Here is a 15,547-nt window from a genome sequence, read left to right as displayed (position 1 = left end):
AAAAGGCGGCATAGGCTTAGGACAACTCTTGCCTTTTTGAAAAAGAAGCTTGCTAAACGTTAAATCAAAAACTCAATCCTTGTAAAAGTAAAAAGACCGCCTCAATCACTTTTGAGACGGCCTCATATTATTTCTTACATTATTCTTTTATATCGTTGGTAATCTATAACCCTTGTCTGTTCATTCGCAATTGACCAACGGCTTGATTGTAAGTTTCTTCCAGTTTTTTAGCCAGTTCCTCATGGCCATTGCTATTAAGGTTGCGCTGCAATTCTCCAAGGATAAATAAATTAACTTGCAGCTCAAGGCCGGAGTCTTTTTGCGTACTGATCAGATAGTTGATCATTTCGATTGATCTGTCACCTAATATTTGGGCAATTTCCAATGCTTTATCTTCTTCACCCACTTGAAACAGCAGTCCTACCATGGCGCTGTGCGTAAGGTCATAGGGAACTGCTTTATCGGGCATCTTTTCAAGGTTTTTCATGAGCACTTTACGTGCACGTTCGACATCTCCCTTACCCAAAAGGCTGGTGGCTAGTGTATTCATGCTGCTTCGGTGGTTTTGCACAAAATTTCTGTAGTCTTGATTGTAATAACTTGTTGGGTTGTCTAGTTCTCTGAAAGAGAATTTATTCATGATGTTATCATACATCTTGTCTACATTGACAAAATCTTCACGCGCGCTAGGGTTCCGGATAGGTAATATTCTAAAGGCATTACCTTCCTGTATGGCATAAGGAGCTAAGTCATAGCTTATTTGCTGCATTGAAGTGTTATTTATGTAAATAGGGCGCTCCCAATCAGCGGTTGCCAGGTTGTCCAATATTGCCAGGTCCTTCTTCTCAAGGCCATTACGTCCTCTTTTCATGTTCAGCACCATTTGATCTACAATCAAACTGTCCATCCCATCAGGTATGATGCCAAGCCTGCGCACTTTTTCTTTGTCTACATTTAATGTCAATGTTTTACTGGGTAATACATTGGCCGAGGGATACAGACGTAGTCTCTTATCATTCTTTTTTAGAAGTGCCAGGTATTGCTTTACATCAATACTTTTTAGCCCGAGATCTTCAAAAGGCAGATAATCATTAGCGCCACCCTGGCGGTAGTTTTCAAGGGTTAGTGTATATGGCAAAGCTTTTGACTCATATACATCACGCATCATTTGTTCGATATACCAATCTGTGTTGTAATAACTCAATACAATTACCCTCATATCTGTACGGAAGCCTTCTACATCCTGAGAATACCATAGAGGGAAGGTGTCATTGTCACCGCCTGTATAAAGTACGGCATTATCTTCACAGGAGGCGAGAAAGTTTTTGGCAGAGTCTACGGAAAAGAATCGGTTTGAACGGTTGTGATCATCCCAGTTTTGTTGTGCCATGATTGCAGGGGCAATAAGACATAGTACAGTGGAAACAATAGCTGCATTCTTTTCCGTCAAAAACCTGGTGAGTAATTTACTCAAGGCGATTACCGCAAACCCGGCCCAAATGGCAAATGCATAATAAGATCCTGCATATATGTAGTCCCTCTCCCGGGGTTCAATGGGGGGGGAATTTAAATAAAGGATAAGAGCCAGGCCTGTTAAGAAAAATAACATTGTCACTACCACGAAGTTTTTACGGTCTTTTTGATATTGAAAATACAGACCTACCAAGCCTAAAAGCAATGGGATCATGAAGTAATTATTTCGTCCTTTGTTATTCGCCAGTGCGGCGGGAATCTCGTCAAAAGCTTGTAATGGACTTAACCAGTTAGCGTCTTGTATATCACTTTCTCTACCTGCAAAGTTGAACAGGAAATAGCGCATATACATTCTGCCCATCTGATGTTTGAACATAAAGAGTAGATTGTCGCTAAAAGAGGGCTTTTCACCTTCTTTCAGGCCAGTTATCTCTCGATACCTTTGCACATGACGGGGATCATTGCTGTACATTCTGGGTAAGATGGTGGTATGTGTTGGGTCGTACTTATAAGATATTTTACGGTCTGCTACCTCGTATTTCGTTTCTCCCTTAATATATTCAGGAGCTCCTTCAACAGTTCCCACTGGTTTGGCAGTAAAGTATTGACCGTGTAAAAGTGGGCGGCTTCCGTACTGTTCTCTTTTGAGGTATTTTACAAAAGACATTATGTCTTCCGGGTTATTTTGATCTATCGGAGGGTTATATTGTGAACGGATCAATACCAGTGTATAAGAACTGTAACCAATGAGTATGAATGCTATACTCAGTAGTACCGTGTTGAGAATTTCGTTTTGTTTTTTTATGGAGTAGAGTATTCCTAAAACCAGTCCGGCTACAATTAAAGACCCAAAGAAAAGCGCTCCTGACCCGAAAGGAAGCCCTAATGTATTGACGAAAAAGATCTCAAAATGTCCCGCTATTGAAGGGAAGCCTGGAATCACCATATTATTGATGAATATGACAATGATCCCACTTACAATCATAGTGGCTACCAATCCCCATACACCGGGTTTATGTTTCTTGAAATAATAGATTAACCCAAGGGCAGGAATAGTTACCAGGTTCAAAAGGTGAACACCAATGGAAAGCCCCATCATATAAGCTATTAAGATGATCCACCGATTGGCCCTGCTCTCATCCTCTATAAGTTCCCATTTCAAAATGGCCCATACAACAAAGGCAGTAAAAAAAGAAGACATGGCATATACTTCTCCTTCCACTGCTGAAAACCAAAAAGAATCTGAGAAGGTATATATTAATGATCCGATAAGGCTGGCTCCTAAAATCAACCAGGTATTGCTTTGTGAGATATCTTCTAAAGACTTTATTCCCAACATCTTTCTGGCAAACATGGAGATGGTCCAGAATAAGAATAGAATGGTGAAGGCGCTGCCCAGTACACTTATCATGTTGATCCAGAATGCTACCTGGGTCACATCTCCGAAAGACAACAGTGAAAATAACCTCCCTAATAATAAGAAGAATGGGGCTCCAGGAGGGTGGGGTACCATAAGTTTATAAGAGACAGCAATGAATTCACCACAATCCCAATAGCTGGCTGTTTCCTCTACGGTTAGCAGGTATACTAATGCGGAGACAGCAAAAACAAACCATCCACCTATGTTATTTATCTTCTTGAAGTCCATTTAATCCAGGGTATGAAATTAATTGGCGAAAATAGCAAATAATTAGAAGTTTAGGCTTACGAAGCAGTTCTTTCATTTAGCAGCTGTCAGCTGTAAAAGCTCAGTTATTTATATATCAGTACATAATAACCTAACCAGATAAAAAAGAAAAAGACATAGAATGAAAATACAATGAAATAGGCGACAGACCGCTTCTTTTTGGCCATGTAGTTAATGCCATGAACTAATAGAAACCAGTATATAACTTCAAAGATATTCAGCGATTTAAGCGGATATATCCATTTTGTATCTAAAACAGATCTGTCAAACAGGTTCATTAATGAGAACGGATAAAAGGCCCTTATATCAAAAATAGTGGCTTCAGATCCAAAGAAAATAAACCAACATATCTTCAAAAATTCAGCCACTAAAAAAATACTTTCGGATACGGCGGCCACATGCCATGTGGCACTGAAAGAGACCTTGTAACCGAACATAAAGCTTCCAATCCATAGAAGAAATGCCACTACGGTGAATTTGTAGAGATAAATCAAAGGTATAGAGGCATATTGTAATGTGCTGATAAGATGAAAAAAGCCCATTTGCCCTCGTTCTTCCAATATTTCGAAGGCCATGATCTCGTTTTCTACCAAATTTTTTTTCACTACCAATAAAGTGAGTGTGGCCACACAGAGGGTAAGAAAGTAGAGCCATTTATTAATCTCATAAATATTAGTTTGATTTGCCACTGGTGTCATGCAGGAAATTTAACTAATCTGAGAAATATGTCAGCGACCTGTTAAAACCAAATGAAATGTGTGAAGTTTATTCAGGAAAGAAGTTATGCCTAACTTTGGATCATGAAGGCCCAAGAGGTTCTGTATGCTCGTTTATTTAAGGGACTTCTTATTAAAGTAGTGTGGTGAAAAAAAATAGTTGTATTCATATTGATCCTTGGGTGTTTTTCTCCGACCTGAAATTTTATAAGAGTTGGGGTATTGTGGTAAGTATATTTTTCTTTTTGTTTTCCATCAGTGCATCTTTTGGCCAGGGGGGTGCGGGAAATTCTGAAAGCGATCAAGTCATTCTTATTGCAGATATGCAATTACAGATAGAAGTCAACCAGGCCATGAATGACCTGTATAACTTCAAGTTTGACAAAGCTGAGCAGCAATTCCGTTGGTTAAAACAAAAGTATGCCTGGCACCCATTACCTTATTTTCTAATGGGGCTAAGTGAGTGGTGGAAGATCATGCCTAACCTTAATAATATTGAGCATGATGAAGTATTTCTTGCCCAGATGGATACGGTGATCTCTATCTCTGAGCGATTACTGAAAAAACCGGAGCATGAAATAGAAGCCTCTTTTTTTCTGGCAGCGGCCTATGGTTTTATCGGGAGACTCCATAGCAGCGAAGAGCGTAGAAACTGGCGAAAGGCGGCCAGTGCCGGGAAAAATGCATTAAAATATATGCAATACAGTAAGGAAAAACATGACCTCAGCCCTGAATTACTCTTTGGTGATGCACTTTATAATTATTTTTCCGTTTGGGTGCCTGAAAACTACCCTCTGCTGAAACCTATTCTTCTCTTTTTTCCAAAGGGCGACAAAGACTTAGGTATAAAACAATTGAAAGAAGTTTCTTTCAATGCATTTTATACACGCACCGAGGCGATGGTTTTTTTAATGCGTATTTTAAATAGCTATGAAAATGATCGGCCCAGGGCCTTACAAATGTGTGAATATTTGAATAAAACATTTCCCGATAATCCCTATTTTCATCGCTATTATGCCCGACTTTTATACTCTTCGGGAAGGTTCAGTCAGGCAAAACCGGTGGCTGAGAATATCCTGGCAAGAATAGATAGCGGGCAGTTGGGGTATGAAGGTACAAGCGGTAGGTATGCAGCGTTTTTTCTTGGTCAGATTTATCAAACACGTAAAAAGACGGATGAGGCTGAGTATTATTACAAGAGGGCAGTAACATTCTCAGAAGGTATCGGCGCTACTAATACCGGGTATTACCACTTTTCACTATTAGAACTGGCAAAGATATCTGCAAACCGAAGAGACAAAAAGGCCGCTCGTGCATATTATAAGAAGGTGAAAAAATATGCTGACAGGGGAGATAGAGCACATAAAGCAGCAAGGAGGGGCCTTAGGGAATTGTAGGCTATGGAATTAAGAGATTTGATAGTCACGCCTATTGTACTCTTTATTGTTTACGTATTGGCATATTTGATCAGATCGAGAGTGACTGATGTAAATACCAGAAGATACTTTATACCGGCCCTCACCGTAAAGATAATCGGGGCATTGGCGGTAGGATTTATCTACCAGTTTTATTACGGAGGGGGTGATACGTTTGCTTTTCATACCCATGGAAGTAGAATTATTTGGGAGGCTTTTTTTGATGATCCATCTAAAGGGCTAAAGCTTTTTTTTGCAAATGGAGAGTTTAGCGGAGATGTATTTAAGTATTCTTCAAAAATATGGTATTTCAAAGACCCATATTCGTACCTGGTAATTCGTATAGCTTTTTTGCTGGATCTGCTCACGGTTAGTTGTTACTCGGCTACAGCAGTACTCTTTGCAGTACTTAGCTTTAGTGGCATTTGGGCGTTGTATTTGACTTTCTACAGTACTTTTAAAAGCCTTCATTTTTGGCTAGCTTTTGGAATACTGTTTGTTCCTTCAGTTTTTTTTTGGGGATCAGGAATCTTAAAAGATACACTTACGCTAGGTAGTCTTGGCTGGATGACTTATTCTTTTCAACAAGTTGTGATCAAACAGAAAGTTGCTCTACAATTTGTATTCATTTTTTTTCTTGCTGCATTTTTAATTTTCTTTATCAAGAAATATATATTACTGTCATTTCTTCCGGCATTGCTCATCTGGCTAACGGCTAGTTATTTTCATAAGATTAAGAACATTGTTTTCAAGTTATTGATCACCCCTTTAATCATCTTGGTATGTATAGGTTTGGGATATATCACCATACAGCAAGTAGGCAGAGATGATCCACGATATGCTCTGTCTAATTTGGCCAAAACAGCTCAGGTCACGGCTTATGACATTCGATATGGCTGGGGAGCCCGGTTTGGAGATGGGTCCGGATATTCACTTGGGGAATTAGATGGAAGCTTTGGTAATATGTTCAGATTGGCGCCACAAGCTATTAATGTGTCTTTGTTTCGTCCTTATTTATGGGAGGTAAAAAACCCTCTGATGCTACTATCTGCTTTAGAAGCCCTCAGTTGTTTTGTGTTGACTTTATGGGTTATGTTTAAGATATCTCCCAAACGGTTTCTTTTTAACCTCTTTAAACCGGAGGTATTATTTTGCCTTGTATTCTCAATGGTTTTTGCATTTGCCGTGGGTATTTCTACTTACAATTTTGGCACACTTGCTCGTTATAAAATTCCCTTACTTCCATTTTACTTTACAGCTATGATATTGCTTTATCATTATGGTAAATTAAAAAAAACAGTAAACGAGTTTATATAAATAATTCATCACAAATGACTTATATAAATTTGGGCAATATTTTTAGATTTAAATGTGGCAATGAATATTTCTACATATCAAATCCATTAGCATAGTTTACGAAGTATTTACGTATCTACAGCTACTTCATATTTCTGTTTAAGTGGAGATGAACATTTCGCATTTTGAAGTGATTTTAAATTAATAAAGATTCTTTTTTGTTGCGCATACTAATATCATTGGAAGTGTTTTTCAAAGACTCTGATAGTAAACCGTTTAAAATAGAAAATCCTATTGTCATCAGTCCTGCGTGTGAAAATAAAATTGTAATTTGCACCTTTTATTGAAAAAGTGATTTGCTTCAAGGCACCTGACAGAGTAGGTGAAAGAATGCCAAAAGTAGTTTTCCTGTTTAAAAATATCCTGAGTATATTGATTTAGAAGTCAAAATCTTGCATTTGACATATGCCTTTTAGGAAACATAAATACTTTTTGAAATGAAAATTCTGTGAATGAGATTATTCAATAGGTCAGGAAATTCGAAATAATAGTTAGGTAGCATGTACAGACTTGTTATAGATGCAAACAAACGTGGATTAAATCTAAATCTTAGGGAATTACTACAATACAGGGATTTATTCTTGATTTTAGCTTACCGAGACCTGAGAGTAAGATATGCTCAAACTTTTTTAGGGTTACTTTGGGCTGTTATACAACCCCTGGCTACCCTTGTTATTTTTACTTTGGTTTTTGGCAGGGCGATCAAAGTGGATACAGGAGATATTCCTTATCCATTATTTGCTGTATGTGGAATGGCGGCCTGGAGTTATTTTGCATTTGTGTTAGGTCAGTCAGGTAACTCTGTGATCTCATCTCAGGAAATGATAAAGAAGATATATTTCCCCCGGTTGGTCATACCATTGTCTAAGGCTCTGGTGGGGTTTGTTGACTTTTTAATAGCGCTTCTTTTTATTGTCATTTTACTTTTCTTCTATAATTATTCTCCTTCCTCAAATATTGTTTTTTTTCCTTTTTATGTAGTCGCTTGCATTGTATCTGCTCTTTCCGTAGGTATCTGGTTAAGTGCACTTACAATACGTTTTAGAGACTTTCAGCATATTGTCCCTTTCTTGGTACAATTCGGTCTTTATGCCACTCCTGTTGGGTACCCGGCCGAAATAGTCACCAGCAATCTGCCTCAATGGGCTATTTTTTTATATTATTTGAATCCTTTAGCCGGTATCGCCGAAGGTTTTCGCTGGACAATCCTCGGAGGGGAGATGCCGAGTCAATATTCTTACATCTCCTTGATAATTGTTTTAATTTTATTTGTTTCAGGACTTTTTTACTTTCGCAAGGTAGAAAAGATAATGGCTGATATAGTGTAGGTAATATGGATGAAATTGCTATTAAGGCAAACAACTTGGGGAAAAAATTCGCCATTAGTCACCTAAAATCAGCAGATCTCAGGAATGCTTTTGATGCAAGGCTTAAAAAAATTTTTCAACCCAAGGCCTTTTCTAAAGAAGAGTTTTGGGCTTTGAAGGACATCTCCTTCGAAATAAAAAAGGGAGAGGCAGTAGGTATCATAGGTCGTAATGGTGCGGGCAAGAGTACGCTATTAAAAATATTGAGCCGTATAACTGAGCCCAGTTCCGGCCGGTTTGAAATAAACGGCAGAGTTTCCTCTTTGCTGGAGGTAGGTACAGGCTTTCATATGGAACTTACCGGGAGAGAGAATATATACCTTAATGGAACTATTCTGGGAATGAAGCGAGCGGAAATAAAAAACAAATTTGACGAGATCGTCAGCTTTAGTGGAGTAGAGAAGTTTATTGACACCCCTGTTAAGCATTACAGTAGCGGTATGAAAGTCCGCCTGGCATTTAGTGTTGCTGCTCATTTAGAGCCTGAGATATTGATTATTGATGAAGTACTCGCAGTTGGTGACGCCGAATTCCAGAAAAAATGTTTGGGCAAGATGAGTGAGGTGAGTAAGAATGAAGGTAGGACAGTACTTTTTGTTAGTCACAACCTGGGAGCAGTAAAATCATTGTGCTCCAGATCTATTTTATTACAGGATGGCTATGTCAAGAGAAATGAATCTACTTCTATAGTATTAGCAGAATATCTGAATCAATTTGATCTTAAAAGTAAGGTGGAGTTCGAAAAAAGGGCGGATCTGCCCTCTTACTTTGAAAGCTTAATGATTTTTGATCATACAAAGACTCCAAATAAGACTTTAGACGTTGGGAAACCATATTCTTTTGTCATTAAGCTGGTCGTTCGTGAGAATTGTAACAACGTTGTTTTAGGCATTGGTATTAAAAATTTGGAAAACATGCCTGTTAGAACCGTCTGGGATAGGCAGAACCAACTGGTGCCCGGAGTTTACGAGTTCTCATTCCAGGAGGAAACGGTTTTTTATTGCACGGGACAATATAAAATAACCTTAGGGCTTACCATAAATGGAACCGTAGTTCAATATCTGGAGGATATCTTATCAATAGAAGTGGATCAATTTGCCGATAAGGATAAATATTACAGGACTGACCTGGGGATAATAGTAAATCAAATGAAGGTTAATTTAAAAAAGGTTGGATGAAGCAATTTTTATCGGACCTCAGACTCCTTTACGTTAATTTAAAAAAGACTTTCACTTCCTGGAAAATGGAAAGACAGTTGAAAAAGGAATTCTTTCAGGATTTCAGCTTGTATAATTCCATGGCATCTAAGGGTATGGAGGCAGGTGTGAGGGAATTACGCCCTTGCTTATGGGAAAAAACTTCTTTTACTAAAATAGAACCGATCTACTTTTATCAGGACAACTGGGCTTTTGAAAGGATTCTTAAGCAGCGCCCCTCAGACCATGTCGATATAGGTTCTCATCACAAGTTTGTGAGTTTTTTGTCTATGACTCTCAATGTTACTATGATTGATATTAGACCTCTTTCATTACCTGTAAACAGCCTTTCATTCAAGGAAGGTTCAATTCTGTCTTTACCTTATGATAGCGAATCGATTGATTCGTTATCCAGTCTTTGTGTTATTGAACATATTGGCTTAGGGAGGTATGGAGATGAAATTGATCCTTTGGGGAGCGAAAAGGCCTTTACCGAGATTGACAGGGTCTTGAAAAAAGGGGCTAACTTTTATTTTTCAGTCCCGGTAGAGTTGGAAGGTCGGGTATTTTTTAATGCTCATCGTTCATTTTCTGAAAATTATCTCCTTGAAACACTACATAATTTTGAGGTTATTGATAAAAAGTACATTTATGGTGAAAAATTTGAAACCACTTTGAGAGATGGCTTTGGAATTGGGTGTTATCACCTGCAAAAAAAAACATAGTTGATATATGGGTATAGTCAGAATGGGGCCTCCGGAAGAGGCTGTTGTCCTGGTCAAAAATAGCTTTGATGTTAAAACTTTTGTAGAAACGGGTACATATAAAGGTGAAACGACATTGTGGGCGGCAAATAATTTTGATAAGGTATTAACGATCGAATTTTCATCCGAAATTTTTGAGACCACATCCAAAAAGCTTTCTACACAGGAAAATATAGATGCTTTGTACGGAGATTCACGCGTATTGTTGAGAAAAATAATAGATGAGCAAACTGAACCATATTTATTCTGGCTTGATGCTCACTGGTCTGATGGAATTACTTACGGAGAAGAAGACCAATGCCCTTTAATGGAGGAATTGGGCATAATAAGGAGCTCTAAGTTTACCAATTTTCTGTTTATTGACGATGCACGGTTATTCTTGTCCCCACCACCTTTACCCAACGTTATACACTATTATCCTACTATTAGTGAGATAATAGGTGAGTTGGATAATTATGATGAAGATATGTACACAGTAGTATATGAAGATGCAATAATCTCAATACCTGGTACAGCTAAGAGTGAATTTTCCAAATTCTTGCAAAATTCAAATACCGAAAAGTGGAATAGAAGGAAAACGCTCCAAAACGAAGGTAAATTGAAAAAGACATTGAGAAGTCTGTATGATACTTTTAAACTCTGGATTTAACCACTTTTGAGATAGTAATGGTAGGGATAAATTTGCAGGGAAGATTAGGGAATCAGTTATTTCAACTGGCTTTTATATTCTCATTGGCGAAAAAACACAATACTTGTTTTTTTATTGATTATCCCATACATTATCCATTATTAGTTAATAGGTACTTTCATTTTCAGGACCGTAACCTCTTATTCTTAAAATGGATAAACAAGCTGGTCAATGTTTTCATCCAACTAAAATTATTGCATTTCAGGAAAAAAACTATTCCGTTAAACACGTCGGGTCCGGAAATCGCTACTTTGAAGGATAAAGTCATCTATTCTGGCTTTTTCCAAACACCAGACTACTATTTTTTGAATGAGAAAAGATTGAACGGTCAATTTAGGGTCAAGAAAAAATATAGACTACTCTTTGAAAAAAAGTATCAGGAGCTTTTTTTAAATCATACCATAGTAGCGATACATGTCAGGCGTACGGATTATGCTGATTGGTATTTAGATGATTTGGGAGATAGCGATTTTCGGCTTCCGTATAAATATTACGGTAATTGTCTTGAAAAAATAGGTGAAGTTGAAAATTGCAGATTTATTGTGATTGGAGATGATACCGAATTTCTCAGGAAAAAATTTTCATCTAATACTCATTTTTTATTTGAAAAAAACGATGAGATAACGGACTTCCAAATATTGATGAATTCGAACATAGTGATCTCATCCAATAGTTCATTTGCCTGGTGGGGTTGTTTTTTGAATAGAAGGCAGAATAAGAAAGTATTTGCCCCTAAATATTGGTTGGGATTTAAGGTAAAACAAGAGTATCCTGTTGGAATAATGGTAAAGGACTGGGAGTGGATTGAATTTTAGGAGTTAACATGTACATTCACAAAGAAGAAATACACAACGAACAATCCGCTACGGAAGTGGTACCACTTATATTGAAACTTACAAGACCAACGAGTGTGTTGGATGTTGGTTGCGGAATAGGGACCTGGTTAAAGGTGTTTTCTGACTGTGGGATCAATGATTTGATGGGTATTGACGGTGATTACGTTGATCGGGACCTGTTATTAAAATATATCGAAGCGAAGAACTTTCTTCCCAAAAATTTATCAAAGCCTTTTGACCTGGGGCGGAAGTTTGATTTAGCGATTTCTTTGGAAGTAGCTGAACATTTACCAGAATCTTCATCGGATAGTTTTGTTGCGAGTTTAGCAGCTCATTCTGATACAATAATTTTTTCGTCGGCCATACCTGGCCAAGACGGTCAAAATCATCTTAATGAACAATGGCCGGGTTATTGGCAAAAAAAATTTTCGGAGCACGGATATCAGTTTTATGATGTTATTCGACCTCGGATCTGGTATAATGAAAAGGTTCAATGGTGGTATAGACAGAATATGTTTTTAGTAACAAAAAGAGAATTTGATTTAACCCACTTTGAAAAGATCCCCGTTATTGGGGCAACGCATTTCAAAAAAAACGAAGAAATGGCGTCAATCCATCAAAATCACCTAGATCATCTAACATCTGGCCGTAGTGGCTTGAAGTTGTCCTTTCAAATACTAGTGAATGCGATCAGATATAAGTTTACTCATTTGTGGAAGTAGGTGCTTCAGTAATTATTTGTTGCCACAACAGTGCAAAGAGAATTCCGGTAGTATTGGCAAAACTGGTAGGCCAGGTTATTCCTGATGGCATGAAGTGGGAAATTATCCTTGTGGATAATGCCTCATCTGATAATACAAGTGAAGTCGCATTAAAATTATGGCAGAGCCACAAGTCGAGGATACCATTCCGAATTGTAGACCAACCTTTAAAGGGACTGAGAAATGCAAGAGATAAAGGTATAGAAGAAGCACAATATGATATTTTGATTTTTTGTGATGATGATAACTGGTTGAAAAGTGATTACGTGAGGCTTGGTATGGAGGTTATGGATCACTATCCAAAGGTGGCAGTATTAGGAGGGGTAGGAGAAGGCGCCTTTGAAGGAAAAAAACCATCTTGGTTCGATAAGATGGAACACTTTTATGCTGTGGGTGAGATGAATTCGTCAAGTGGTGATATCTCTGATACTGTTGGGAGAGTTTTCGGTGCAGGTATGATTATAAGAAAGTCTCATTATGAAGAGCTTAAATCTTTAGGGCTTTCAGGGGTGTTGAGTGGAAGAAAAGGCAATAGTTTGTCAGGAGGTGAGGACACTGAATTATGCCTTCTATTGAGGATGATAGGCAAAAGGATTTTTTATGACCAACGACTCAAATTTGAGCACTTTATGCCAGGTGAAAGACTAAAGATCTCCTATCTGATCAGACTGGCAATTGGATTGGCCAAATCCAAAATTTGGCTTATGGCTACAGAACATGTTTTAATGAGGAGAAAACTTAATCCTCGAAATGTATGGCTTAAGGATGCAATGTACCTGATAATGAATATTTTTAAGTTACTTACATCCGTTAAGTATTATCGAAACAATTCTTTGCTGTCCATTATAATTAGACTGATATACGATTATACAATGATTTTAGAGTTAATCAAGTCCAACACGAGCTATGACCATTTTATAGCTCAAACTATTAAAATAAGGCAGGAGAAAATAGGACATGGAGTTGAAAAATTACCCTAAAATATCGATTGTTACGCCTTCTCTAAATCAAGGTCAATTCTTAGAACAAACTATTCTTTCTGTTCTTGATCAGAAATACCCTAATTTAGAATACATAATCATTGATGGAGGAAGTTCCGATGGGTCTAAGGAAATAATTAAGAAATACAGTGATCGGATTACTTATTGGGTAAGTGAGAAAGATAGCGGACAGAGTGATGCCATCAATAAGGGTTTGAACAAAGCCACCGGAGAAATTTTTAATTGGATTAACAGTGATGACTACTATGAGCCTGGTGCGCTCTTTGAGGTAGCCCATGCCTTTGAAAAGAGCGATACAAATGTTGTCTGTGGCTACAATAGGCTCGTGGACGAAAGTGGAAAAAGAATTGGTCAAAATAGACTTTACCTTAAAGATGAGATTGAAAAATCATTGTTTTTTACATCTTTTCGTCAGGCCCCTACTTTTTTTAAGACAGATCGTATCCAAAAGCTTGGGGGAGTAAGGGAAGATTACCACTTTAACATGGACTATGAACTTTTTATCAGGTATTTGCTCAGATATGGGCAAACAAAGTTTAAATTCATAGATAAAACATTGGTTAATTTTCGCCATCATGAAACATCAAAAACGATCCAAAAGCAAGATTCTTTCACTCGAGAACGGTCTGAAATTTTTGAAAATCTGATTTCAGATAAATACGAGCTGGATCAAAATGATAGGATCAATAGCGATAAAGCTTTAGCCTACTACTATGCATTCAAGGCGCTAAAAACGTCAAGAATGAAAATAGGTCAATATCTGACTTTTTTGTTCTCAGGAATTAGCAAATATCCCTCAAAAGGACTAGGGAATTACTTGTATTTTTTAATCAAGGAAATAGTCTTTTACAAGTAGCGTTTTAATATTTAATGGCTTGGAATAGTTGCATATAATTATTACATCTAATGAATCCTGGGGCGATATATGGTACTCTAAGCAAAATTATGCCCACGAACTATCAAAGTTAGGTCATACCGTTTATTTTATTAATTCTCCAAGATTATGGAAGTTCAAGAACCTGTTTTCCTTTAGTGCTCAATGTCGCCGGGTTGAGCCCAACCTTTACGTTTTAGATTATTATAATAATTTTCCAATCAGGATCATTCCCTATGTATTCCGATATCTGAATGATCTGATAAATTCCTGGAAATTATACAAAAAAATAGGACCTGAAGAAGTGATTTTTTGGCAGTTCGACCCGTACAGGTTTTCGAACGTGTTTTTTTTTAGTATCAAAGTCCGCATTTATCATGTGGTAGATCCTTATCAGCACATTTCAACTGATCTTGATATAGCTAAAAAATCGAACCTTATTGTATTAGTGGATACTTACTATGAAAAAAGATATAATGCATTAGATGTCGAGACACTTATAATACCTCATGGTATAAGTCAAGAAGATATTGAAGTAGATGTTGATATTGTCGATAACGTAATTCATGATTATGGGAATTATATATTATTTACCGGTACCGTCAATGACGATGTTGATCTGGATTTATTGAGATTATTGGTTGAAAGACTGACTTTGCCATTGGTGATCATTGGTCCGGTTTTTTTAAGTGGGGATATGGATAAGGTGAAGTTTGATACGTTGATTGGGTTACCTACAGTAAAATACCTGGGTAGCTTACATTATAAGAAGCTCAAAAATTATATTAATGCCTCTATGGTATGTATTACGCCCTACAAAAAAACGCTAATTCAAAATATACACAGAACACCCCTAAAAATAGTGCAGTATCTTGCACATGGTAAAGCAGTAGTAAGTACCAAGCCAGCTAATTTTAAATACAAAAACATCAAAAGGTTTTATTACAAAGACGATACTGAGGAATTTTTAAATAGTGTCAGGAAGCTTGTTCTTGAAGGAGTAAGAATCGATTTGAGTCAGCAAAAAGAATTCTTAGAGAAGAATGATTATCAAAAACATATATCCACCATTTTTAAAAAATGTGGCATGGTAAATAGATAGGAGGTTCTGCCAAATTCCTAACTATAAACTCTGCAACATAATTTGGACACTTCATGATCATATAAAAGAGGTACATCTTGAAGTGTTTCCGGCCAAATCATCAGATTAAACAAAGCGTATGAATCGCAAGATATTTAACGGGTTCAGCCCTTCTGTTCATTTTGGCTTTTTACAGGCGTTAATATTTCTTAGTGAGGAACTTACAGATGAGAGATTCAGTCGCTCTTTTCTTGGAGAGGTGAATTTTATTGTCCGGTGAGAAAAATGAATATTCGTGTTATAATCTTATTTTATCAGTAAGATTAAAAATA

At 37.3% G+C, this 15,547-nt stretch carries 14 protein-coding genes; 12 read left to right on the top strand and 2 right to left on the bottom strand.

Features of this window, described 5'->3' with window-relative positions:
• Positions 1–163: 163 nt before the first annotated feature.
• Both FNH22_RS18505 and FNH22_RS18500 read right to left on the bottom strand, forming a co-directional pair.
• Entirely contained in the window at positions 164–3,121 is a 2,958-nt protein-coding gene (locus FNH22_RS18505) for a DUF2723 domain-containing protein (protein WP_143399911.1), read from the bottom strand.
• Between the two features lie 104 nt (positions 3,122–3,225).
• Positions 3,226–3,858 carry a hypothetical protein gene (locus FNH22_RS18500; RefSeq protein ID WP_143399910.1) on the bottom strand — a complete coding sequence of 211 codons (633 nt, stop codon included), beginning with the start codon at positions 3,856–3,858 and terminating at the stop codon, positions 3,226–3,228.
• A gap of 164 nt (positions 3,859–4,022) precedes the next feature.
• On the opposite strand from FNH22_RS18500, the gene FNH22_RS18495 reads away from it, so the two are divergent.
• From FNH22_RS18495 to FNH22_RS32070, 12 genes are all read left to right on the top strand, one after another.
• Complete coding sequence (locus FNH22_RS18495; protein WP_255518094.1) at positions 4,023–5,273, top strand: lipopolysaccharide assembly protein LapB; 1,251 nt, start codon at positions 4,023–4,025, stop codon at positions 5,271–5,273.
• Between the two features lie 3 nt (positions 5,274–5,276).
• The gene (locus FNH22_RS18490) at positions 5,277–6,608 is read left to right on the top strand and encodes a hypothetical protein (RefSeq protein ID WP_143399909.1); all 1,332 of its coding nucleotides are present in this window, start codon (positions 5,277–5,279) and stop codon (positions 6,606–6,608) included.
• Positions 6,609–7,147: 539 nt separating this feature from the next.
• Complete coding sequence (locus tag FNH22_RS18485; RefSeq protein WP_143399908.1) at positions 7,148–7,975, top strand: ABC transporter permease; 828 nt, start codon at positions 7,148–7,150, stop codon at positions 7,973–7,975.
• Positions 7,976–7,980: 5 nt separating this feature from the next.
• Complete coding sequence (locus tag FNH22_RS18480; RefSeq protein ID WP_143399907.1) at positions 7,981–9,192, top strand: ABC transporter ATP-binding protein; 1,212 nt, start codon at positions 7,981–7,983, stop codon at positions 9,190–9,192.
• Complete coding sequence (locus FNH22_RS18475; protein ID WP_143399906.1) at positions 9,189–9,935, top strand: DUF268 domain-containing protein; 747 nt, start codon at positions 9,189–9,191, stop codon at positions 9,933–9,935. Before FNH22_RS18480 ends, FNH22_RS18475 begins: the two co-directional genes overlap by 4 nt.
• Positions 9,936–9,942: 7 nt before the next feature.
• On the top strand, positions 9,943–10,623 hold the full coding sequence (locus tag FNH22_RS18470; RefSeq protein WP_143399905.1) for a hypothetical protein: 681 nt from the start codon (positions 9,943–9,945) through the stop codon (positions 10,621–10,623).
• Between the two features lie 17 nt (positions 10,624–10,640).
• A complete protein-coding gene (locus tag FNH22_RS18465) occupies positions 10,641–11,477 on the top strand; it encodes an alpha-1,2-fucosyltransferase (protein WP_143399904.1) in 837 nt (278 codons plus the stop codon).
• 8 nt (positions 11,478–11,485) lie between these two features.
• Positions 11,486–12,220 carry a methyltransferase domain-containing protein gene (locus FNH22_RS18460; protein WP_143399903.1) on the top strand — a complete coding sequence of 245 codons (735 nt, stop codon included), beginning with the start codon at positions 11,486–11,488 and terminating at the stop codon, positions 12,218–12,220.
• Entirely contained in the window at positions 12,211–13,239 is a 1,029-nt protein-coding gene (locus FNH22_RS18455) for a glycosyltransferase (RefSeq protein ID WP_143399902.1), read from the top strand. The genes FNH22_RS18460 and FNH22_RS18455 overlap by 10 nt, the downstream gene beginning before the upstream one ends.
• Positions 13,217–14,116 carry a glycosyltransferase family 2 protein gene (locus tag FNH22_RS18450; protein WP_143399901.1) on the top strand — a complete coding sequence of 300 codons (900 nt, stop codon included), beginning with the start codon at positions 13,217–13,219 and terminating at the stop codon, positions 14,114–14,116. The genes FNH22_RS18455 and FNH22_RS18450 overlap by 23 nt, the downstream gene beginning before the upstream one ends.
• Positions 14,117–14,144: 28 nt before the next feature.
• Positions 14,145–15,236 (top strand): glycosyltransferase, encoded by a 1,092-nt coding sequence (locus FNH22_RS18445; RefSeq protein WP_143399900.1) that lies wholly within the window; start codon positions 14,145–14,147, stop codon positions 15,234–15,236.
• Between the two features lie 118 nt (positions 15,237–15,354).
• Positions 15,355–15,495 (top strand): hypothetical protein, encoded by a 141-nt coding sequence (locus FNH22_RS32070; RefSeq protein ID WP_185154289.1) that lies wholly within the window; start codon positions 15,355–15,357, stop codon positions 15,493–15,495.
• The last annotated feature ends 52 nt before the right edge of the window (positions 15,496–15,547 follow it).

The sequence above is a fragment of the Fulvivirga sp. M361 genome (genome assembly GCF_007097395.1).
Taxonomy (GTDB): Bacteria; Bacteroidota; Bacteroidia; order Cytophagales; family Cyclobacteriaceae; genus Fulvivirga.
This window is presented reverse-complemented; position numbering and strand designations above follow the sequence as displayed.

Coding starts and splice junctions, on each gene's coding strand:
- FNH22_RS18505 (WP_143399911.1), bottom strand. CDS start 3,121: ATGGACTTCAAGAAGATAAATAACATAGGTGGATGGTTTGTTTTTGCT.
- FNH22_RS18500 (WP_143399910.1), bottom strand. CDS start 3,858: ATGACACCAGTGGCAAATCAAACTAATATTTATGAGATTAATAAATGG.
- FNH22_RS18490 (WP_143399909.1), top strand. CDS start 5,277: ATGGAATTAAGAGATTTGATAGTCACGCCTATTGTACTCTTTATTGTT.
- FNH22_RS18485 (WP_143399908.1), top strand. CDS start 7,148: ATGTACAGACTTGTTATAGATGCAAACAAACGTGGATTAAATCTAAAT.
- FNH22_RS18480 (WP_143399907.1), top strand. CDS start 7,981: ATGGATGAAATTGCTATTAAGGCAAACAACTTGGGGAAAAAATTCGCC.
- FNH22_RS18475 (WP_143399906.1), top strand. CDS start 9,189: ATGAAGCAATTTTTATCGGACCTCAGACTCCTTTACGTTAATTTAAAA.
- FNH22_RS18470 (WP_143399905.1), top strand. CDS start 9,943: ATGGGTATAGTCAGAATGGGGCCTCCGGAAGAGGCTGTTGTCCTGGTC.
- FNH22_RS18465 (WP_143399904.1), top strand. CDS start 10,641: ATGGTAGGGATAAATTTGCAGGGAAGATTAGGGAATCAGTTATTTCAA.
- FNH22_RS18460 (WP_143399903.1), top strand. CDS start 11,486: ATGTACATTCACAAAGAAGAAATACACAACGAACAATCCGCTACGGAA.
- FNH22_RS18450 (WP_143399901.1), top strand. CDS start 13,217: ATGGAGTTGAAAAATTACCCTAAAATATCGATTGTTACGCCTTCTCTA.
- FNH22_RS32070 (WP_185154289.1), top strand. CDS start 15,355: ATGAATCGCAAGATATTTAACGGGTTCAGCCCTTCTGTTCATTTTGGC.